Raw genomic sequence first — 20,131 nt, 5'->3', positions numbered from 1 at the left:
TATGCGATCGTCGGCAGCGTCAGATGTGTATAAGAGACAGGGTCAGGCGTACGTGCGGCCGTGGCGGGTCCAGGTTGCAGGTGAGTCGGATTCGCGGAGAGTGCGTTTGAGCGTCTTGAATGTGGCCGTCTCGGGTAATTCGTCGACGATGCGCACCCGGTGGGGCCACTGTTTGGGGCCGAGGTCGCTCTGGGCAGCGAGGAAGTCGCTGAACTCTGACGGTTCGAGGGTCGGAGCAACCAGGACAGCTTCGATCTCGTCGCCGATCTCGACGGGCACTCCGTACACGGCGACCTGTTCGATTCGGTGGTGGCGCAGTAGGATTCGCTCGATCGGGCCGGCGCCGAGGTTCTCGCCGTCGACGCGCATCCACTCGCCGAGGCGTCCGGCGAAGTGTATGTAGCCTGCATCGTCGACCCAGCCGAGGTCGCCGGTGTGATAGATCCCGCCGCGCATGCGCTCCGCAGTCGCGGCGGGGTCGCCGTAGTAGCCGCTGAAAAGTCCTGGGCCAGAGGTGTTCACGATCTCGCCGATTTCACCAGGCGGTGCCGGCTCCCCGGTTTCCGGATCGACTATGGCTGTCGGTGAGCGCAGAGGTCCGAGTGCGTCGTCGGGAGCATCGGGTGTTCGGGTGATGGCGGTACCGCCCTCGGTAGAACCGAAACCGTCGACGACGCTGCAGCCGAATCGGGTGGCGAAGCGTCGTCGATCGCGTGCCGACGCCTCGTTGCCGTAGACGATCCGCAGTGGGTTCTCGGCGTCGTCGGGCTTCTCAGGTGTCGCCAGGATGTAGTTGAGTGGCTTGCCGACGTAGTTGGCGTAGGTGATGCCGTAGCGACGAACGTCGGGCAGGAAGGCGCTCGCAGAGAACTTGCGCCGCAACGTGATCGACGCTGCGCCAGCGACCGCGACGGACCAGCCGGCGATGGTGGCGTTGGAGTGGAACATCGGCATCGAGAGGTAGACGTTGTCGGTTGGGCCGATGTCGAAACGTTCGGCGAGCATCGTGCCGCTTGCAGCGAAGGTGCGATGGGTGCAGCGAACCGCCTTCGGCTCGCCGGTGGTACCGGAGGTGAAGATGAGCATCAGGAGATCGTCGTCGGCGCAATCGGGGAACTCGACGAGTGTATCGACATGGGGTGCAAGTAGTTTCGGCCACTCGTCTGAGTCGACGTCGATTGTTCGCGCGCCGACGTCGACGTCGCCGAGGAGGTGGCGGGTGTCGGAGTTGGTGAGTACCAGATCGCAGTCGGCTGTAGCGATGTCGGCGGCGAGGGCGGCGCCGCGTCGAGTGGTGTTGAGTCCGACGACGACGAACTCGCCAAGCGCCGCCGCAGCGATCAGATAGCTGAACTCCGCGACGTTGCTCATCAGCACGCCGACGTGGGGCGGTCGGCCGTCGGTCAACAGATCGTTGACCGTGGCCGCGCGCTGCGCCGAGCGTCGCAGATGCTCACTCCACGTGACGAATTCGTCGTCGACGTAGAGTCCGCGGTCGGTGACGTCTGCCAGTTTCGACAGAAGGTCGGTGACGGTCACGACGGTGTGATCGTCATGCAGGCTCGGCCGCGAGCGCGTCGCCGAGCCGTCGGAGCGCCGTGCTTGCAGATCCGAGAGTGAACTCGTTCTGCTTGGCGCGCAGGAAGTATCGATGCGTGGGATGGCTCGTATCCAAGCCGACGCCGCCGTGGACGTGGACGGCCGTGTGCGCAACTCGATGCCCCGACTCCGCTGCCCAGAACTTTGCGGTTGCGATTGCGGCGGAAACGTCTGCGCTGCCGGTGGTTTCGGAGTCGCTGGACGAACCGGCGTCGGACTGCGCGAGGAGCCACGAGGCCTGAGTGGTGGTCAGCGACAGCGCCGAGACGTCGATGTAGCCATCCGCGAGGCGCTGCGCGACGGCCTGGAAGGAGCCGATCGGCCGCCCGAATTGCTCACGCTCGCGGGCGTAGCGAGCAGTGGCGTCCAACGCGGCGGCAAGTACACCCGACTGCTCGGCACAGACCGCGAGGGTGAGGCGATCGACGAGATCGGATACGACGTCGACGCCGTGCAGGACATGGGCGTCGTCGAGTGCGACGTCGGAGATGTCGACGTGATAGGTCGGGGTGAGTCCCGTTGTGCGGGTTTCGGTGATCGTGATGCCGGTGGCGGAGGCATCGACGACCGCGACGGCGAGCGAATCTGCAGCACTGGCCGTGACGAGCAGCAGCCCTGCCGCTGCGGCGTAGCCGACGTTGACCTTGCTGCCGCGCAACACATATCCCTTGTCGGTTTTGGTCAGAGTGGTTGTGGGCGAGAGCGCGTCGTCGCCGAGATCCTCTTCGACCGCGGCTGTTGCGATGAGTGTGCCGTCGGCGAGGCGGGGTAGTAGGTCTTTTGCGAGGGTCGTGGTGGCGTGTCGGGCGAGGATAGGGCCGGCCGCGATGGCGTGCTGTCCGAAGGGGACACGGGCGAGGTGCGTGCCGAGTTGCTCTGCAACGGTGGTGTTCTCGACGGTCGAGAGTTCGCCTGCGACGTCGCCCGCGAGGGTTTCGGGGAGTTCGAGGGCGAGCAGGCCTGCGGCCGCGAGCTCACGCCAGAGCTGGTCGTCGAGCGGCGCCGACGAGGCCTCGAGCGCCGCGACGCGTTCGTCGGTGCTGATCTTGGTCGCGATGTCGGCCGCGAGATCGCGCACCGCCGTTGCGGTCTCGGGGAGAGTGAAGTCCATTGCGGGTGCTCCTCGGTGGGTGGGTGATCTCGACAAGCTCGATCAGCGGGGTTGGTGCTCGGTCGGCGGGGTGATCTCGACAAGCTCGATCATCGGGTGCGGGCTCGATCATCGGACGGAAGCTCGGTCGGCGGGTCGATTAGCGGCGGGCGGGCGGCAGGCCGAGGGCCAGCATGCCGATGATGTCGCGCTGGATTTCGTTGGTGCCGCCGCCGAAGGTGAGGATCAGCGACGTCCGCTGGTAGCGCTCGAGGCGGCCGTGGAGTAGGGCGCCGGGTGAGTCCTGCCTCAGCGTCGCGGCAGGGCCGACGACCTCCATCAGCAAACGGTAAGCCTCAGTGGCGAATTCGGTGCCGAAGACCTTGGTGGCAGAGGCGTCGGCAGGACTCGGTGATCCGCCGGAGGCCGCCGCGGAGGCGATCTTCCAGTTGATCAGCTTCAGGTACTCGACCTTCGCGTGTACCCGCGCGAGGTTGGTGCGCACCCACGGTGCGTCGATGACCCGCTGGCCGTCGCCGGTCTTGTGTTGCTGTGCCCAGGCGACGGTTTCGCGAAGCGCGGTCTGTACGGGGGCGGCGCTGCACAGCGCGACCCGCTCGTGGTTGAGCTGATTGGTCACCAGCGGCCAGCCGCCACCCTCTTCGCCGACTCGCGCGCTCACCGGCACCCGGACGTCGGAGTAGTAGGTGGCCGATGTGTCGACGCCGGACATCGTGTGGACCGGGGTGTAGTCGAAGCCGGCGCTGTCGGTCGGGACGATGAGCATCGAGATGCCCTTGTGTTTCTTCCCGCCGGGCTCGAGGGTCGACGGGTCGGTGCGGCACGCGAGCCAGATGTAGTCGGCGTATGCGACCAGCGACGTCCACATCTTCTGCCCGTTGATCACGTACTCGTCGCCGTCGCGCACGGCGGTCGTGCGTAGAGCCGCGAGATCGGTGCCTGCCTCAGGCTCGGAGTATCCGATCGAGAAGTGCAGTTCGCCCGCCGCGATCTTGGGCAGGAAGAAGGCCTTCTGCTCGTCGGTGCCGTAGTTCATGATCGTCGGCGCAACGGAGTTGATGGTCAGGAACGGGACGGGCGCGCCCGCGATCGCGGCCTCGTCGGTGAAGATCAACTGGTCCATCATCGAACGGTTCTGGCCGCCGAACTCGGTCGGCCAGCCGAGCGCGAGCCAGCCGTCAGAGCCCATCTGCGCCACGACGTCGCGGTACGCGTCGCCCTCGCCGAGTTCGCCGTCACCGCCCGTGAGTGCGGCGCGTCGTTCGTCTGTCATCAGTCCTGCGAAATACGACCGCAGCTCGCGACGAAGATCGGCCTGTTGCTCTGTGTACGCGATGCGCATGTTCGACCCCTGTGCTTTCGGTGGGTACTCGCCAACTTCTGAAACACGTTCTAACCTGTATCCACCCAGCCGTCAACCAGCGGACCTGACAACGAAGAGGGGTACTGATGCGAATCAAGGCGGATTTCGACCTATGTGAGGCCAACGGTGTGTGCGTCGGATTCGCACCCGAGTTCTTCGACCTCGATGACGACGACTACCTGGTGATTCTGTCCGACGAGGTGCCCGACGAGAAGGTCGACGAGGTGCGTCGGGCAGTGGCCGGATGTCCGAAGTCGGCACTGCGGCTCGAGTGAATTCGACGAGTGGTTTCGGGGGTTCTGTTCCGGCGCGCAGGGAGCGCATGTTAGAACAGGTTCTAGTAATCGAAAGGGGTTCGTGATGGTGCAGTCACTTGACGATCGGGTCGCCGTGGTCACCGGCGCCGGTGCGGGTCTCGGCAGGGCCGAGGCGATCGGGCTCGCCACGGCGGGTGCGACGGTGATCGTCAACGACCTCGCGAACGCGCTCGACGCCAGCGACACGATCGAGACCATCACCGGCGCGGGCGGCCGAGCGGTGCCCGTCGCAGGCGACATCTCCGACTCCGGCGTCGCGGCCGAGATCATGCGCGTTGCCACCGAAGACCTCGGCCGACTCGACGTCGTGGTCAGCAACGCGGGCGTCGTCCGCGACAAGATGCTGTTCAACATGACCGACGACGAGTGGGATCTGGTGATCCGGGTCCATCTCCGGGGACACTTCCTGCTCAACCGCAATGCGGGCGCCTACTGGCGCAACGAGTCGAAGAAGGCGGGCGGACCCGTCTACGGGCGCCTGATCAACACCTCGTCGGAAGCCGGTCTGCTGGGCCCCGAGGGGCAGGCGAACTACGCCGCGGCCAAGGCCGGGATCACCGCGCTCACCCTCTCCTCGTCGCGCGCGCTCAAGCGCTACGGCGTGCGTGCGAACGCGATCTGCCCACGCGCGCGGACTGCGATGACCGCCGCGGTATTCGGTGATGCACCCGCCGATGGCGTCGACCCGCTGTCGCCCGAGCACGTCGTGCGGCTCGTGAATTTTCTGGCGTCGCCCGACTCCGACGACGTGACCGGACAGGTCTTCGTCGTCTATGGTCCGCGCGTTACCCTGATGGCCGCGCCGACCGTCGACGAGGTCTTCGAGGCAGAGAGTGGCACCTGGGATTCCGACGATCTCGCGAAGACGCTCACGTCGTATTTTGCCGAGCGCGATCCGTCGAAAACCTTCACGGCGCGTGGGCTGGTCAACTGACCCACTTCTGTGTGTTTTGCGTGCTAGGTTGCTTGGAAACCGGGGAAGAGGAGCAGACGTTTGTCGCGCAGGCTTGACGCGCCGCTGGAACAGGTCGGCGACTTCGTTGCCCTAGGTGTCGATTCATTCCGCGAGCTGTTTCATCGTCCTTTTCAGTGGCGGGAGACGGTCGAGCAATCGTGGGCTATCGCGCGTGTTTCGATGATGCCGACGCTGCTCGTGGCGATCCCCTTCACCGTGCTCGTCAGCTTCACGCTCAACATCCTGCTGCGCGAGATCGGTGCGCAAGACCTGTCGGGAGCAGGCGCAGCGCTCGGCACGATCACGCAGATCGGTCCCATCGTCACGGTGCTCATCGTCGCCGGAGCGGGCGCCACGGCAATCTGCGCCGACCTCGGCGCACGGACGATCCGTGAGGAAATCGACGCGATGGAGGTGCTCGGGATCAACCCGGTGCACCGACTGGTGGTTCCCCGCGTGATCGCCTCGACCGGCGTGGCGCTGTTGCTCAACAGCCTTGTGTGCACGATCGGTATCGGCGGCGGATTCTTGTTCTCGGTCTATCTGCAGGACGTCAATCCGGGTGCGTTCCTCGCCAGCCTCACGCTGCTCACCGGCTTCGGTGAGCTGATGATCTCAATGGTCAAAGCGGCGCTGTTCGGGCTGTTCGCGGGATTGGTCGGCTGCTATCAGGGACTCAACGTCAAGGGTGGGGCCAAGGGCGTCGGCGACGCGGTGAACGAGACCGTCGTCTACTCCTTCATGGCGCTGTTCGTCGTCAACGTCGTGGTGACCGCGGTCGGCGTGAAGGCGACGGCGGGCTGAGAAATGGTCCTTCCTTTCACGACGCGGCTCCAGACCGCCAGAGTCGCGATCAAACGCGCGGGCGACGACTGGAACCAGATCGGCGATCAGGCGCTCTTCTATTGGGACAGCCTGATTGCGATCCCGCGAGCGGTACGCCAGTACAAGAAGGAGACGCTCCGGCTGATCGCGGAGATCTCCATGGGTTCTGGTGCGCTGGCGATGATCGGCGGGACCGTCGTCGTGGTCGGATTCCTGACGTTGTTCACGGGCGGCACCATCGCGGTTCAGGGCTATAGCTCGCTGGCCAACATCGGTGTCGAGGCACTGACGGGATTCTTCTCGGCGTTCATCAACGTCCGCATCGCGGTTCCGGTGATCGCGGGTATCGCGCTTGCCGCGACGATCGGCGCGGGAGCGACAGCACAGTTGGGTGCCATGCGCGTCAGCGAGGAGATCGACGCACTGGAGACCATGGCGATCTCGTCGATTCCGTACCTGGTCAGCACGCGCATCGTGGCGGGCATGATCGCGATCATCCCGCTCTACTCGCTGGCCTCCCTCGCCGCCTTCGTCGCCAGCCGATTCGCAACGGTCGTGCTCTACGGGCAGTCGTCGGGTGTGTACGACCACTACTTCAATACGTTCCTGATCCCGTCGGACATCCTCTGGTCGTTCGTGCAAGCCATCTGTATGGCCATCGCGGTGATGCTGATCCACACCTACTACGGCTACAACGCCGACGGCGGTCCGGTCGGCGTGGGCGTCGCGGTCGGCAACGCGGTGCGCGCGTCGCTGGTGGTTGTCGTCGTCATCACTCTGCTCACCTCGCTCGCCATCTACGGCGCCGACGGCAAGTTCAACCTGGCGGGCTGATCAGATGGCGCGCAGACAAGAGCGGAGCCCGCTGGTCCGCAAAACGGCAGCGGTGATCATGGTGGGTGGTCTCGTCGCGGTTGTCGTCGGTGCCGGCGCACAATTCCTCGGCTGGTTCGCCGACACCCAGCCGGTCACGCTCAACACGCCGCGAGCCGGTCTGGTGATGAGTCCCGACGCCAAGGTGAAACTGCGCGGTGTGCAGGTCGGCAGGGTCGCGACGATCAGGCAGGCCGACGGTCACGCGGTGCTCGACCTCGACATCGACAGCGACAAAATGTCGCAGATCCCCGCGAACGTGACCGCAGACATCAAATCCAACACGGTTTTCGGGGCCAAAGCCGTCAACCTGGTGATCCCGGAGACCGGACCGCAGGGCCACCTCTACGCCGGGCAGGTCATCGCGGCCGACCGCGTCGTCGTCGAACTCAACACCGTTTTCCAACAGTTGGTCAACGTGCTCGCCGACCTCCAGCCCGACAAGCTCAACGCCGTGATGGGCGCCGTCGACACCGCACTGTCGGGACAGGGCAAGCAGATCGGTGCGTCGCTCGACCAATTGTCGGGGTTGCTCGCGAAGACCAACCCTCATCTGCCGGAGCTCAACGAGGCGATCGAACAGGCCGCGGGAGCGACCAATGTGTACGCCGACGCCATGCCGGATCTGATGCGGACCATCGACAACGCGACGTTCCTCGGCAACACGTTGCTCGACAACTCGGCCAACCTCGACGCGCTGCTGATCAACGCGACCGGGATGGCCAATACGATCAACGGCGTGCTCTCGCCGCCCAAGCAGACACTGATCAACACACTGTCGAACCTGAACCCCGTCGCGCGGCTTCTCGGCTACCAGTCGCCGGGACTGACGTGCTTCTTGACGGCGAGCGCGCAGGCAGCTGATCTCGCCAAGCCGATGCTCGGCGGAAAGAACAACAATCTGCTCCTATACGCGGGATTGCAGCCGGGCACCGACCCGTACACGTATCCACAGAGCCTCCCGATTGTCGGCGCCGACGGCCCGCCGACCTGCGATGGAGCCCTGAGTGATCCCACAACCGACGTCAACTCGGGTTTCTACGTGACCGATAACGCTCCGGTGCCCTACCAGCCACGCACCACTGCCAAGGCCTCACGCGAGAAGCTCTTCCAGGTGCTCTTCGGGGAGCCCGCCCGTGGTTGACAATCGCACCCGCGCATTCCGCGCCACCGTCATCAAGCTGGGCGCCTTCGCGACGGTCATGATCTTGGTTTTCGTCGGCCTCGTCGCGGTGTTCAGCAACTATCGACCGGGGTCGTCGTCGGACTACTCCGCCATCTTCGTGAGTGCGTCGGAGATGAAGTCGGGGTCGAAGGTGAAGATCGCCGGTGTGCAGGTCGGGACCGTGGACAAGGTCGCGTTGACGCGGAACAACGACGCCGAGGTGTCGTTCAGCGTCGATGAGAAGTACCGGCTGCCGAAGTCGGTGCGCGCGTTGATCCGCTACGAGAACCTGACCGGCGACCGCTATCTCGACATCGAGCAGGGCGGTGGCGATCCCGACGACACACTGCCCTCGGGTGCGACGATCCCGATCGGGCAGACCGAGCCCGCGATGGACCTCGACAAGTTGCTCGGCGGGTTCAAGCCGCTGTTCCGCACGCTCAATCCCGACGAGGTGAACCAGCTGTCGGCGTCGTTGATCGAGGTCTTCCAGGGCCGAGCCCAGCGGGAGGCGCTCACCAACCTGCTCGCGCAGACGTCGTCGTTCACCGGCGCGCTCGCCGATCGAGACCAGTTGATCGGCGACGTCATCGACAACCTCAACCAGACGCTCGGCATTCTCGACGGGGACAAGAAGGGTCTCGACACGAGCCTCGATCAGATGCAGCAGTTGATCACCGGACTGTCGGCGCAGCGCGGAACCATCGGCAATGCGCTGACGCAGACGGCCGCGGTGACCAACGGACTGTCGGGGTTGCTCGGAGCGACCCGCCCCGACCTCAAGCAGATCGTCGCCGAGACGGGCACGGTGTCGGGCAACCTGCTGAAGTCGGAACCATACCTGCGACAACTCGCGGGACGACTGCCGAACGACTTCAAGAAGCTCTCCAATCTCGGCAGCTACGGCGCATGGCTGCAGATCTACTTCTGTCGAATCCGTTTGCTGCTCAGCGGACCTGACGGCAAGCAGTACTTCTTCACCTCCAACGACGTGATGGGCGATACCACGAAGGCCGGCGGGAGGTGCGCGGCGACATGAGCGAGAAGCGGGCGCTCCTCAACGGGCGCAGCCGAGTTCAGATCGGCCTCATCGGCGTCGTCGTCACCGCGATGGTCGTGATCGTCGCGATGCAGATGGACAAGCTGCCGTATCTGTCGCCGATCAGCAGATACACCGCGTATTTCGACGACGCTGGCGGGCTGGTGAACGGCGACATCGTGACGGTCTCCGGCGTGAAGGTCGGTACGGTCGAGAACATCGCGCTCGCACCGACCGACCAGGGCACGAAGGCCGCGGTCACCTTCCGCATGAACGACACCGTGGTGATGGGTACGGATACGCAGGCAGCGATCAAGACCGAAACAGTGCTCGGCAGAAGGAATCTGACGATCCTGCCACACGGTGGTGGACGTATCCGGCCGGGCGAGTCGATCGCCAACCGGAACACCATCGCACCGTATTCACTCTCCGACGCTCTCGACGAGTCGACCAATTCGCTCGCACAGACCGACACCGATCAGCTCAACAAGGCCCTCGACACCCTGTCGGTGACGTTCTCGTCGACCCCCGACGAAGTACAGGGCGCGGTCGACGGCGTGTCACGGCTGTCCAAGGCGATTGCCGACCGCGACAACAACCTTCGTGCACTGCTGGCCAAGGCCAACGGTGTCACCGACGTCATCGGCGACCGGAGCAAGCAGATCAATCAGCTTCTCGTGGATGCCAATTCGCTCGTCGGCGAACTGCAGTTCCGACGCACCGCCATCGCGCAGCTCATCAGTGGTACCCGTGATGTCGCCGACCAGATATCCGGATTCATCAAGGAGAACAACGAACAACTGCGGCCGGCACTGACGAAACTCGACGGTGTACTCGACATCCTCAACGACAACGAGGAGAACCTCAAACAGACCCTCGACCGGCTGGGGCCGTACGCCAACGCGCTCGGCGAGGCCGTCGCGTCCGGGCCACGGTTCGAATCGCTGGTCGGTGTCAGTACTTTCGGCGATTACACCGCGACGTTCATGAAGATCCTTCAGCAGAAGTATCCCGAGGCATGGAAGGCGTTCGGCTACAGCGGGTTCCCGCTGCTGCCGCAGGCATGGAGCCAAGCGCCGCCCTTCCCGCAGAAGGACACCGCACCGGCTCCGCCGCCGACTTACCCGACCCCGACGGCAGGTGGCTGACATGGCATTCCGTCGTTCCCTCCCGGGGAGCCGAAAGGCATGGGGCGCAGCGGGTCTGGTGGCGCTGCTGGTTCTCGCGGGCATCATCGGATACGCCGTCTACGACAGGGCGACCACCAAGACGATCACCGCCTATTTCCCGTCGGTCAACGGTCTCTACACCGGCGACACCGTGCGTGTGCTCGGTGTCCGCGTCGGAAAGGTCAGCTCCATCACGCCTCGCGCGGGCGATGTGAAGGTGACGCTCGACGTCGACCGTTCGACGCCGATCCCGGCCGACGCGCGGGCGGTCGTGGTGGCTCAGAGCCTGGTTTCCGGCCGGTTCGTGCAACTGACCCCGGTCTACGCGGGCGGAAAGCAGCTCGACGACGGCAGCGCGATTCCCATGGAGCGCACCGCCGTTCCGATGGAGTGGGACGACGTCAAGAAGCAACTCTCGAGCCTGACCAAGGCGATCGGACCCGATGGTGCCGACAAGGGATCGGCCGCCAAGCTGATGGACGTCGCCGACAAGAACCTGCAGGGCAACGGTGAGGCGATCAATTCGTCCATCACGAACCTCTCCGACGTGATGTCGACGCTGTCGTCGGGTCGAGACGACCTGTTCTCGACGATCCGCAACCTGCAGAAGCTGACCGACGCGCTCTCAACGAGTCACGAGGAGCTGGTGCAGTTCAACGGCCGGATCGCCTCTGTGACGGATGTTCTCGCCGACAACACGACGCAACTCGACGGCGCGATGCACAATCTGGATTCGGCGATGAGCGATATCAACACGTTCATCGACCAGAACAAGCAATCGTTGACCACCTCGGTGGCGAAGCTGTCGGACACGACACGCATCCTCGCGGAGAAGGACAGCCAGATCCGCGGGTTGCTGCACTCTGCGCCCAATCAGCTCGCCAACTTCTACAACATCTACAACCCGCTGACCGGTTCGCTGTCCGGAGTTTTCGGCCTCGGCATGGGCAACAACCTCATCACGCTGCTCTGCGGAACGATGGAGGCCAACAACAGGCCGGGTCAGAGCAAGGCAGACGTCGAAAAGTGTGTCGATGTGCTTGCGCCCGTTCTCGGTTCGCTCTCTGTGGCATATCCGCCGTTCATGTCCGACCCCGTCGTCGGCAAGAGTGCGCTCCCCAGCCAGGTCACCTACCAGAACGCCGACGTCAAAGCCCGCGCCCAGCAGGGCATTCGCGATCAGGACGCTGCGACGCGTCGCGGCAACGGCGGCGGGCTCGGCGACCTGCTGGTGCCGTGGGGAGGTGAGGGCTGATGCTGCGCCCCAACCGAACTCGCGGGCCGCGCAGGAGCCTGCGCGCCGCACTCATGATCGCGGTGGTCACGGCCATCGCGACGGCCTGTGGATTCGACGGCGCCGACAGCCTGCCCGTGCCGGGCGCGCAGGGCACCGGCAACGGATCGTACGAGATCTCGGCGGTGATCCCGACCGCGGCGGGCCTCACCAACAACTCCCCGGTGATGTTGAACGACGTGACGGTCGGAAGCGTCGGGGATATCGATGTCGACGCGAATTGGCATGCGGCGGTTCCGATCAAACTCAATCCGGGAGTGCAGGTTCCACGCGGTTCGTATGTGAAGGTCGGGATGACCAGCGTGCTCGGGTCGACACATCTGGCGATCGTGCCGCCGGAGAAGACGACGGCCGGCTATCTGCACGCAGGCGATGAGATTCCGCTGCCCGCGTGTCCCGAGCAGAAGAACATCGCGCAGCCATCGGGTCAGCGGGTCGCAGACATCAATTCCGCGCAGCAAGTGCCCCAGTGCGCATTCCCGACCACCGAACAGGTGCTCAGTGCACTATCGGTGGTGCTCAACGGCGGTGGACTCTCGCAGCTCGGCGACATCACCCACGAGCTCAGCCAGGTCCTCGGCGGCAACGCCGAATCGATCCGCGCGCTCGTGCCGCGCCTGAACACGCTCATCTCCGACCTCTCGAGCCAGTCGGGCGACATCATCGACGCGATGGACGGCCTCGACCGGTTGAGTACGACGATCAACCAGCAGAAGCCGACCGTCGAAAAGGCTCTCGCCGACGGGCCGGCCATCTTGGCGATGCTCAACGACGAACGCGACAAGTTCACCGGCGCATTGTCGGCGCTCAGTGGCCTCTCGAAGACCGTCAACGATGTGCTGCGCGCCAACACCGACGACATCAAGACCATCGTCGCGAACCTGAATCCGACGCTCGGCGCACTCGCTGCGGCGGGTCCGGCGCTGCCGGGGGCGACCAGAATCCTGTTCACCTTCCCCTTCTTGGAGGAGACGATTCCGCAGATCGTCAAGGGCGACTACGTGAACTCCGACCTCGTGCTCGACCTGACGGTCGACAGGCTCAAGCAGACAATTCTGATGACCTCGGGTCTCGTCGGACCGGAAGGGGTGACCGGCCAACCTGCCGGAGCGGCCAAGCGCGGGCTGGATCCGTTCACGTCGCCGCTGGTACCCGGCGGTGAGAAGCGGCCCGACAGTGCGGACCCTGTCCCCGCCGGCACGCAGGAGTCGACCGCAACGGGAACGTCCACCGCCCCCCGGACGTCCGCTCCCCGGACACCCGTTCCCGCGAACGGTGGTGGCCGATGAAGATCACCAGGTTCGTCCGGATGCAGCTCACGATCTTCGCGATCGTCACCGTCGTCGCACTTGTCGCGATGGCCGTGTACTACGTGCGCTTGCCCGCGATGGCTGGTGTCGGTCGCTACGACGTGACGCTCGAACTGCCGAGCACGGGCGGCATCTACACCAACGCCAACGTCAGCTACCGCGGAGTGAACGTCGGCAAGGTCAAGGAGGTCCGCCTCACGTCGAACGGTGTCGCGGCGACGCTGTCGATCGACAGCTCGGCGAAGATCCCCGCAGACTCCACAGCGTCGATCCGCAGCGTGTCGGCGGTCGGCGAGCAGTTCGTCGAGTTCACACCCAAGTCAGGATCGGGTGGCGACTACCTCGGCGACGGTGCGGTGGTGCACAGCACCGACGTGCCGGTCGAGATCTCGTCGGTACTCGAGCAGGCCAATGCCCTGCTCGCCAAGGTGGGCGACACCCGATTGCGCAACGTGATGGACGAGGCGTTCACCGCATTCAACGGAACCGGTGAGGATCTTCGGCGCCTGCTCGACTCGATGACGCTCCTCGTCGCCGACGCCGACAAGAACGTCGACGTGACGATCGATCTGATCAAGCAGACCGGCCCGCTGCTGGAGACGCAGAACAGGACAGCGGACTCGGTCCGTGCGTGGACGGCGAACGCCGTCAAGGTGACCGATCAGTTGCGTGCCAACAAGCCGGAGATCACCGACATCCTGACCAAGGGGCCGTCGACGGCGTCGAAGTCGCAGCAGTTGTTCGCTGATATGGACCAGACACTTCCGATGCTGATCAACAACCTCGGCGTCGCGTCGAAGACGCTTGCGCTCTACCTGCCGAATCTCCAGCAGGTGGTGGTGATCTATCCGCGATTGATCAGCTCGCTGCTGACCGCGGTTCATCAGGGCTCGGCCGAGTACGGGCCGAGCGTGCTGTTCTCGCTCGGCTTCCAGGATCCCGCGCCGTGCACCGTCGGATTCATGCCGTCCAACGAGTGGCGCAGTCCCGCGGTGCAAACCGCCCGCGACCTGCCTCCCGGTCTGCTGTGCCGGTTACCGCAGGATGCGCAGATCGCGGTTCGCGGTGCCAGAAACTTCCCGTGCGCCGAGTTCCCCGGCCGACGCGCCCCGACGCCTGAGGAATGCCGGACGGGCTTCAAGGCGAGCACGGAGAAGAACGTCGCTCTGCCCAACGGGATCCCGGGCCTCGTGCCCGCCCCCGCCGGCTATACGACGCCTGGTACCCCCGGGTCGTATGAGGCTGGTCCGGCCGTTTACGGCACCACGTACGATCCGGATACGGGTGACTTCATCGGCCCGGACGGCAAGACGTACAACGCCGGAACCGGCAGGGATGCTCCTGCAAGCAGCGACAGTCAAGGACAAAGCAGCACGTGGCAGGGATTGATCACCAGCGGGATGGCAGGGTGAATCGGCAGGTGGGCGCTCAACCGGTCCGCTCGGCGCCGTTGCGGCGGGGCCGCAAGGACAAACGCGAACCGATCAAGCCCGCCGAGATCGCACCGGTTCCGGAGCAACTCGACGAGATCACCGCCGAAGCCGAAGCCGAAGCCGTTGAGAGCGCTGTGGAGCCCCCTGAGGCCGCCGAGGAAACTGCCGAGAGTACCGCCGAACCCGCCGGGGGCACCGCCGAACCCGCCGGGGAATCCGCGGTCAGCTACCGCGAACGCCGCGCCAAAAGGCAGGGTTCGACGCCGAGCCGGCCGGTGGAGCGTCGAGCAAGGGTCGGTCGCGGAAAAGGTGGCAAGTGGGTCGTCGCCGGTGCGGTGTGCGCTCTTTTCATCGTCGCGTGCGTGGTCGCGTCGACCTTCTTCGCCGTCGGCACCAGTCGGCTCGATCACCGAAACGAACTCCGGGCGTCGTACTCGACCTTCGCACGACAGATGACCATCGACCTGACATCGCTCAACCCCGGCAACGTCGACAAGGCATTGCAGACCGTGCAGGACAAGACGAGTGGCCCTGCGCAGCAACGGATCAAGCAGTCGATGGCGCAGGTGACCGACCTGATCCGTACCCAGAATCAGACCGTCACATCATCGGTGATCACCGACGCGGTCACCAAGGCGACCGACGACGACGGGTCGGTGATCGTCGTCTACGGGTGGGAGATGAAGTCACAGGATCCCAAGCAGGAGACCGTTATTCAGACGTTCCGCTGGCGGGTGGACATCACACGGATCAACGGTGATCTCAAGATGACCAACTTCGAGTGGGTGGTCTGATGTCGACCGCAATCACCACACGACGGCTCGTGGTAGTGGGTCTCGCCGTCATCGCCGTGGCGTGTGCCGTGGCGACCGGATTTCTCGGGTTCCGATACTTCGACGCTCGTGCGACGGAGGACTCGCGTGAGTCATCGCTCTCTGCGGCAAGGGATTACGCGACGACGATGTTCGGCTACGACCCGGTGAACGTCGCCGACCACGTGCAGCGATCCAAGAATGTTGTCATCGGATCGGCGAAGACCGAATACGACAGGCTGATCGCCCAACCGCTGCCCGACGATAGGGACGACTTTGTCGAGGGAGTGCGCAAGCAGCGCGTCGTGTCTCAGGCGGTCATCCAGGACGCGGGTGTCGTGACCAACACGCGCGACACCTCGACGGTGCTGCTCTTCATGAATCAGTCGGTCAGCCGCAATGGCAAGGACCTCGTGCGGGTGGACCCGAGCCGACTGACGTTCTCGATGGTCCGCCACGACGACACCTGGATGATCGAAAAGATCGAGATCATCACCGACGACTCGTTCCGCAGCCGTATCGAGCAGACATCGACTCCGCCGGCAGGTGCGGTCCCGCTCCCCGGCCCGTCATCGGAAAGCCCGTCACCTGTAAGCCCATCGCCGGCAAGCCCGTCACCTGCAAGTCCGTCGCCGGCGAGTCCGTCGGCCGTCCCCACCGAGTCCTCGGCACCTCCTGCCGGTTAGCGGCGCCGGCGTGTTTGTGCGCACGAACCAAATCCATCGACGGACTTCATGTCCGGAGGACATGGCCTAGGTCACTATTGCTGGATAGTGTCGTGTGGCACACAGCGCAGGCGACGTCTCGGTACTTTGCGCGAGTTAGTCTCCGCCGCAATGACTTTCGTGATGGTTCACGCCGTGGTCTTCGGGTTCGGTGTCTTCCGGCCCGATCGATGACGGTCGTCTCGTCTGTTGTGCAGTGCCAACAGATTCGAGAGAGGTCCGTGTAAATGTCGGAAGTATCCAATTCGGAATTGCAGGGTAAGCGCGTCTTCATCACCGGTTCTGCGCGCGGTGTCGGGCGGGGAATCGCCGAGCTGGCGATCAGCCGCGGCGCTCAGGTGGTGATCAGTGACTTCGACGAGGATGCGGCGCATAAGACGGCAGCGGACCTCGGCGCCGCGGGCGTGGCCAATTGCGATGTGACCGATGAGGCGAGCGTCGTCGACGCGATCGCGCGGGTGCAGGAACTGCTCGGTGGGCTGGATGTGCTGGTCAACAACGCAGGCATCGAGATCGCGGCCCCGCTCGCAATGCAGTCGACGGACAGCTTCGACAAGATCTTCGCGGTGAACGTCCGTGGACCGTTCGTCGTCACCAAGGCTGCCGTGCCCGCGCTCGCCGAAAGCAAGGGGAACGTCGTCAACATCGCATCGGTCGCCGGAGTCGGCGGAAGTCCACTGCTCGGCTCGTACTGCGCCACCAAGGCGGCGCTCATCCAGCTCACCCGGGTGTTCGCGATCGAACTTCGCCAGACCGGAATCCGCGTCAACGCCGTCTGTCCCGGATTTGCGGATACCTCCATGGTCGACCGGCTCGCCCCCGAGTTTGAAGCGGCGACCGACGCCCCCTTCGGTGACCTTGTCGCGGCAAAGCAGGGACGGCTCGGAACCGTGGAAGACATCGCGGAGGTCGCGTGCTTCCTCGCATCCGACCGCGCGAGTTGGGTAACCGGAAGCCACTACGTGCTCGACGGTGGACTGACCGCATCCCTTGTCTGACTTCGTATTTCGATTCACTTCAATCCACTTGTAGAGAAGAGGACCAACTCATGGCACAGAAACTGGACGGTCGCGTTGCCGTCGTCACCGGTGCGGGCGCAGGACTGGGTGCCGCGATCGCACGGCGGCTCGGACAGGAGGGTGCGCGCGTTGTGGTCTCCGACATCAACGCCGACGCCGCCAAGTCGGTCGCGTACTCGATCGACGGCGCTATCGCGTGCACAACGGATGTCACCGACGAAGAACAGGTGCAGCAACTGATCGCCGACACGCAGGAGCACTTCGGCGCGCTGCACATCATGGTTCCCAACGCGGGAGTCGGCTCCGTGCAGCCCATCGCGGAGATGTCCTACGCGGACTGGCGCAAGACCACCTCGGTCAACCTCGACGGGGTGTTCCTCTCGATCCGCTACGCCGCACCGGCGATCATCGCCTCCGGTGGAGGGTCGATCGTGACGATCAGCTCGATCACCGCGACCGCCGGCTCTGCGCTGATCGCTCCGTATGCCGCGGCCAAGGCCGCCGTACGCAACCTCACGGAGACCGCCGCCGCGGAGTTCCGCGCGCACGGCATCCGCGTCAACGCCGTGCTGCCGGGCTTCATCGATACGGAACTGGTCACCACCGCGGCGCCGCTGTTCGAAGCCGCCCTCGGACTGCCGGAAGGCGGCTTCGACGCTGTCATGGCTCAGAAGCAGGGACGCTACGGAACACCGGAAGAAGTTGCTGCAGCGGTGACCTTCTTCGCCTCGGACGAGTCGTCGTGGTGCAACGGCAGCAGCCTGGTGCTCGACGGCGGATTCGTGAGTTCGCTGCTCTGAGGCCGGTCAGGGGACTCGAGTCAGGAGACCTGATAGCCCATCGGCATCATCGTCGACTTGTGTTCGACGAACGACTCGAGTCCCTCGGGCCCGCATTCGCGGCCGATGCCCGAGCTCTTGAAACCGCCGAACGGTGAGCCGGGGTCGATGGCGTAGAAGTTAATCCCGAAGGTGCCGGTGCGGATCTTCTCGGAGATCTCGATACCGCGCTCGACGTCGGCGGTCCACACGGTGCCCGCGAGTCCGTAGTCGGAGTCGTTGGCGATGGCGATCGCGTCGTCGATGTCGTCGTAGGTGATGACCGACAGCACCGGGCCGAAGATCTCTTCCTGGGCGATCGTCATGTCGTTGGTGACGTCGGTGAAGATCGTCGGGGTGAGGAAGAAGCCGGCGTCGAGGCCTTCGGGGCGGCCGCCTTCGAGGGTCGCGGTGGCTCCCTCTTGCTTGCCCTTGGCGATGTAGCCCTCGATCTTCTCCAACTGCCGCTTGTTGATGACGGGTCCGAGCTGGCTGTCGGGTTCGCTCGGCAGGCCCACCTTCATGGCGTTGGCCGCCTCGACCATTGCCGCGACGATCTCGTCCTTGCGGCTCGCGGGTACCAACACCCTGGTCTGCGCGACGCACGCCTGCCCGGTGTTGAACAGGCCGAGGAAGACCATCATGCCGATGTTGTTGATGTCGACGTCGTCGAGGACGATCGCGGCGGACTTGCCGCCGAGCTCCAGCGAGCAGCGCTTGAGCGATTCGGCGCACGCGGCACCGATCTGCCGACCGGCGGCCGTCGATCCGGTGAACGTGATCTTGTCGACGTCGGGGTGTGCGACGAGTGCTTTACCGGTGTCCGGCCCGCCGGGGAGTATCGAGATGACGCCCTCGGGAACTCCTGCCTCGGTGAAGATCTCGGCGACGGCGTTGGCAGTGCGCGGTGTCTCCGGTGCAGGTTTGAGCACCACTGAACAGCCGGCGGCGAGTGCTGCGCCGAGCTTGTTGCAGACCAGAAACAGCGGGACGTTCCATGCGGTGATCGCGCCGACGACTCCGACCGGTTCGCGCGTGATGCGCGTGGTGCCGAACAGTCCGTTGCGGTACTCGATCCAGTCGTAGTTGCGTGCGGCCTCGGCGTACGAGCGCAGCACGCCGGTACCGGGCAGCTTCTGCAGCATGTCGACGGCACTCGGCGGGGCACCCATCTCCGACGACACCAGGGCCGAGATCGCTTCTGCGCGTTCATCGATGATGTCGGCGACGCGGTCGAGCACGGCTGCACGTTCTTCCGGCGACTTCTGCGACCACACGCCCGAATCGAAGGCGGCGCGGGCGGTACGGACTGCCGTGTCGACGTCGACCTCGTCGGCGAGCGGAACGGATGCGACTCGCTCGCCGGTCGCGGGCGAGAACACCTCGAGAGTCTCGGTCGAATGGGGCTTCACCCACGTGCCGCCGATGTAGAGCTCGGTCCGGTCGTCGGATGTGCCTGCCTCGTTCGAGGAACGAGGTTCGACGGTCTGGGTCATGCGTGCTCCTGAAGTTGGTACCCGATGTTTCCCTCGACCCGTTGTGCTCTGAGGACTGCTGAACACTCCTCGGGGAGGGGCGCGGACAGGTGTGAACCACCGCACATCCAATACTAGAACACGTTCTAACTCTGGTGTCGAGATCAGGAGTCAAAGGCGATGCGGGCGGCGAATCCCTCGACGGCGTCGTCGAGTATCGCGACCCGCGCGGGCATGTCCTGTGCTTCGAGGAGCGACTGTCGGTCGGCGGCGCCGATCGGTAGGCGGGCCGCCCAGCCGAAGAGTCCGGCGTCGTCGAAGTCGGCGTCGTCGAATGAAGGCAGGTCGTCGGGCAGGGGTGTGCCTCTGCGGGCGTAGGCGTCGACGACGATCTCGCGGATGCGGGTTCCGAGCGCGATCGAGTCGGCACGGGCTGCCGCGCTGGTCTTCGGTTCGTTGAGGACGGTCACCTCGGCGCGCGGGTACGGATCGTCGGGCAGCCATTCGGTTACCCGGAAGCGTCTGGTGCCGATGCAATGGACAAACGACAGTCCGCTGGGGTCGCGGCTCACGCGGTCGATTGCCGCGAAGGTCCCGACGTCGTGGCGAACATCGCCGCCGCCGACCTCCGAACCGCGCGCGATGAGGACGACGCCGAAGCCCGGCGGTCCGTCGGCGGCGGCGAGACAGTCGTCGAGCATCGTTCGATAGCGCGGTTCGAAGATCCGTAGCGGAAGCACCTCACCCGGCAGCAGTGCTGTGCCGAGCGGGAACATGGGTTGTGCGCTCATGTTCACACACTCCGGTGGGTCTGGTTGGCCCGCGTTGA

At 64.9% G+C, this 20,131-nt stretch carries 19 protein-coding genes; 14 read left to right on the top strand and 5 right to left on the bottom strand.

Features of this window, described 5'->3' with window-relative positions:
• Positions 1 to 42: 42 nt before the first annotated feature.
• The 3 genes from A5788_RS09670 to A5788_RS09660 form a co-directional block, all read right to left on the bottom strand.
• On the bottom strand, positions 43 to 1,539 hold the full coding sequence (locus A5788_RS09670; RefSeq protein WP_064866604.1) for a long-chain-fatty-acid--CoA ligase: 1,497 nt from the start codon (positions 1,537 to 1,539) through the stop codon (positions 43 to 45).
• 13 nt (positions 1,540 to 1,552) lie between these two features.
• Positions 1,553 to 2,710 (bottom strand): acyl-CoA dehydrogenase family protein, encoded by a 1,158-nt coding sequence (locus A5788_RS09665; RefSeq protein ID WP_064866602.1) that lies wholly within the window; start codon positions 2,708 to 2,710, stop codon positions 1,553 to 1,555.
• Between the two features lie 139 nt (positions 2,711 to 2,849).
• Entirely contained in the window at positions 2,850 to 4,052 is a 1,203-nt protein-coding gene (locus tag A5788_RS09660; RefSeq protein WP_049699891.1) for an acyl-CoA dehydrogenase family protein, read from the bottom strand.
• A gap of 107 nt (positions 4,053 to 4,159) precedes the next feature.
• Between A5788_RS09660 and A5788_RS09655 the strand changes: the two genes are divergently transcribed.
• The 14 genes from A5788_RS09655 to A5788_RS09590 all read left to right on the top strand — a co-directional run bounded on the left by A5788_RS09655 (position 4,160) and on the right by A5788_RS09590 (position 17,809).
• The gene (locus A5788_RS09655; protein ID WP_005204755.1) at positions 4,160 to 4,348 is read left to right on the top strand and encodes a ferredoxin; all 189 of its coding nucleotides are present in this window, start codon (positions 4,160 to 4,162) and stop codon (positions 4,346 to 4,348) included.
• Between the two features lie 85 nt (positions 4,349 to 4,433).
• Positions 4,434 to 5,324 (top strand): 3-oxoacyl-ACP reductase, encoded by an 891-nt coding sequence (locus A5788_RS09650; RefSeq protein ID WP_049699890.1) that lies wholly within the window; start codon positions 4,434 to 4,436, stop codon positions 5,322 to 5,324.
• A 60-nt stretch (positions 5,325 to 5,384) separates the two neighbouring features.
• Positions 5,385 to 6,149 (top strand): MlaE family ABC transporter permease, encoded by a 765-nt coding sequence (locus tag A5788_RS09645; RefSeq protein ID WP_005204758.1) that lies wholly within the window; start codon positions 5,385 to 5,387, stop codon positions 6,147 to 6,149.
• A 3-nt stretch (positions 6,150 to 6,152) separates the two neighbouring features.
• Entirely contained in the window at positions 6,153 to 7,004 is an 852-nt protein-coding gene (locus A5788_RS09640) for an MlaE family ABC transporter permease (protein ID WP_005204760.1), read from the top strand.
• Positions 7,005 to 7,008: 4 nt separating this feature from the next.
• Positions 7,009 to 8,187, top strand: coding sequence for an MCE family protein (locus tag A5788_RS09635; protein WP_049699889.1), 1,179 nt, complete (start codon positions 7,009 to 7,011; stop codon positions 8,185 to 8,187).
• Positions 8,180 to 9,247, top strand: a complete 1,068-nt coding sequence (locus tag A5788_RS09630; protein WP_049699888.1) for an MCE family protein — start codon at positions 8,180 to 8,182, stop codon at positions 9,245 to 9,247. Before A5788_RS09635 ends, A5788_RS09630 begins: the two co-directional genes overlap by 8 nt.
• Positions 9,244 to 10,395 carry an MCE family protein gene (locus A5788_RS09625; RefSeq protein ID WP_049700083.1) on the top strand — a complete coding sequence of 384 codons (1,152 nt, stop codon included), beginning with the start codon at positions 9,244 to 9,246 and terminating at the stop codon, positions 10,393 to 10,395. Before A5788_RS09630 ends, A5788_RS09625 begins: the two co-directional genes overlap by 4 nt.
• A gap of 1 nt (position 10,396) precedes the next feature.
• Positions 10,397 to 11,671 (top strand): MCE family protein, encoded by a 1,275-nt coding sequence (locus tag A5788_RS09620; protein ID WP_049699887.1) that lies wholly within the window; start codon positions 10,397 to 10,399, stop codon positions 11,669 to 11,671.
• Positions 11,671 to 12,999 (top strand): MCE family protein, encoded by a 1,329-nt coding sequence (locus A5788_RS09615; protein WP_082937906.1) that lies wholly within the window; start codon positions 11,671 to 11,673, stop codon positions 12,997 to 12,999. Before A5788_RS09620 ends, A5788_RS09615 begins: the two co-directional genes overlap by 1 nt.
• Positions 12,996 to 14,432: an MCE family protein gene (locus A5788_RS09610; RefSeq protein WP_005204770.1), complete on the top strand. Its 1,437-nt coding sequence runs from the start codon at positions 12,996 to 12,998 to the stop codon at positions 14,430 to 14,432. Before A5788_RS09615 ends, A5788_RS09610 begins: the two co-directional genes overlap by 4 nt.
• Before the next feature lie 8 nt (positions 14,433 to 14,440).
• Positions 14,441 to 15,247, top strand: coding sequence for a hypothetical protein (locus tag A5788_RS09605; RefSeq protein WP_082937918.1), 807 nt, complete (start codon positions 14,441 to 14,443; stop codon positions 15,245 to 15,247).
• Complete coding sequence (locus tag A5788_RS09600) at positions 15,247 to 15,951, top strand: hypothetical protein (protein WP_156525477.1); 705 nt, start codon at positions 15,247 to 15,249, stop codon at positions 15,949 to 15,951. The genes A5788_RS09605 and A5788_RS09600 overlap by 1 nt, the downstream gene beginning before the upstream one ends.
• Positions 15,952 to 16,217: 266 nt before the next feature.
• Positions 16,218 to 16,988 (top strand): SDR family NAD(P)-dependent oxidoreductase, encoded by a 771-nt coding sequence (locus A5788_RS09595; RefSeq protein WP_049699882.1) that lies wholly within the window; start codon positions 16,218 to 16,220, stop codon positions 16,986 to 16,988.
• Between the two features lie 50 nt (positions 16,989 to 17,038).
• Positions 17,039 to 17,809 (top strand): glucose 1-dehydrogenase, encoded by a 771-nt coding sequence (locus A5788_RS09590; RefSeq protein WP_064866596.1) that lies wholly within the window; start codon positions 17,039 to 17,041, stop codon positions 17,807 to 17,809.
• A 20-nt stretch (positions 17,810 to 17,829) separates the two neighbouring features.
• Here the strand turns inward: A5788_RS09590 and A5788_RS09585 are convergent, their stop codons facing one another.
• Together A5788_RS09585 and A5788_RS09580 are read right to left on the bottom strand one after the other, a co-directional pair.
• Positions 17,830 to 19,323, bottom strand: a complete 1,494-nt coding sequence (locus tag A5788_RS09585) for an aldehyde dehydrogenase (protein ID WP_064866594.1) — start codon at positions 19,321 to 19,323, stop codon at positions 17,830 to 17,832.
• 143 nt (positions 19,324 to 19,466) lie between these two features.
• On the bottom strand, positions 19,467 to 20,078 hold the full coding sequence (locus A5788_RS09580) for an LON peptidase substrate-binding domain-containing protein (RefSeq protein WP_064866592.1): 612 nt from the start codon (positions 20,076 to 20,078) through the stop codon (positions 19,467 to 19,469).
• Between the last annotated feature and the right edge of the window lie 53 nt (positions 20,079 to 20,131).

Source organism: Gordonia sp. 852002-50816_SCH5313054-c (assembly GCF_001665925.1).
Classification (GTDB): domain Bacteria; phylum Actinomycetota; class Actinomycetes; order Mycobacteriales; family Mycobacteriaceae; genus Gordonia; species Gordonia jacobaea.
This window is presented reverse-complemented; position numbering and strand designations above follow the sequence as displayed.

What these genes read in the sequence shown, in the direction of transcription:
- A5788_RS09620 (WP_049699887.1), top strand. Translation starts at nt 10,397, where the DNA reads ATGGCATTCCGTCGTTCCCTCCCGGGGAGCCGAAAGGCATGGGGCGCA.
- A5788_RS09590 (WP_064866596.1), top strand. Translation starts at nt 17,039, where the DNA reads ATGGCACAGAAACTGGACGGTCGCGTTGCCGTCGTCACCGGTGCGGGC.
- A5788_RS09610 (WP_005204770.1), top strand. Translation starts at nt 12,996, where the DNA reads ATGAAGATCACCAGGTTCGTCCGGATGCAGCTCACGATCTTCGCGATC.
- A5788_RS09650 (WP_049699890.1), top strand. Translation starts at nt 4,434, where the DNA reads ATGGTGCAGTCACTTGACGATCGGGTCGCCGTGGTCACCGGCGCCGGT.
- A5788_RS09600 (WP_156525477.1), top strand. Translation starts at nt 15,247, where the DNA reads ATGTCGACCGCAATCACCACACGACGGCTCGTGGTAGTGGGTCTCGCC.
- A5788_RS09585 (WP_064866594.1), bottom strand. Translation starts at nt 19,323, where the DNA reads ATGACCCAGACCGTCGAACCTCGTTCCTCGAACGAGGCAGGCACATCC.
- A5788_RS09615 (WP_082937906.1), top strand. Translation starts at nt 11,671, where the DNA reads ATGCTGCGCCCCAACCGAACTCGCGGGCCGCGCAGGAGCCTGCGCGCC.
- A5788_RS09580 (WP_064866592.1), bottom strand. Translation starts at nt 20,078, where the DNA reads ATGTTCCCGCTCGGCACAGCACTGCTGCCGGGTGAGGTGCTTCCGCTA.
- A5788_RS09635 (WP_049699889.1), top strand. Translation starts at nt 7,009, where the DNA reads ATGGCGCGCAGACAAGAGCGGAGCCCGCTGGTCCGCAAAACGGCAGCG.
- A5788_RS09665 (WP_064866602.1), bottom strand. Translation starts at nt 2,710, where the DNA reads ATGGACTTCACTCTCCCCGAGACCGCAACGGCGGTGCGCGATCTCGCG.
- A5788_RS09660 (WP_049699891.1), bottom strand. Translation starts at nt 4,052, where the DNA reads ATGCGCATCGCGTACACAGAGCAACAGGCCGATCTTCGTCGCGAGCTG.
- A5788_RS09655 (WP_005204755.1), top strand. Translation starts at nt 4,160, where the DNA reads ATGCGAATCAAGGCGGATTTCGACCTATGTGAGGCCAACGGTGTGTGC.
- A5788_RS09625 (WP_049700083.1), top strand. Translation starts at nt 9,244, where the DNA reads ATGAGCGAGAAGCGGGCGCTCCTCAACGGGCGCAGCCGAGTTCAGATC.
- A5788_RS09640 (WP_005204760.1), top strand. Translation starts at nt 6,153, where the DNA reads ATGGTCCTTCCTTTCACGACGCGGCTCCAGACCGCCAGAGTCGCGATC.
- A5788_RS09595 (WP_049699882.1), top strand. Translation starts at nt 16,218, where the DNA reads ATGTCGGAAGTATCCAATTCGGAATTGCAGGGTAAGCGCGTCTTCATC.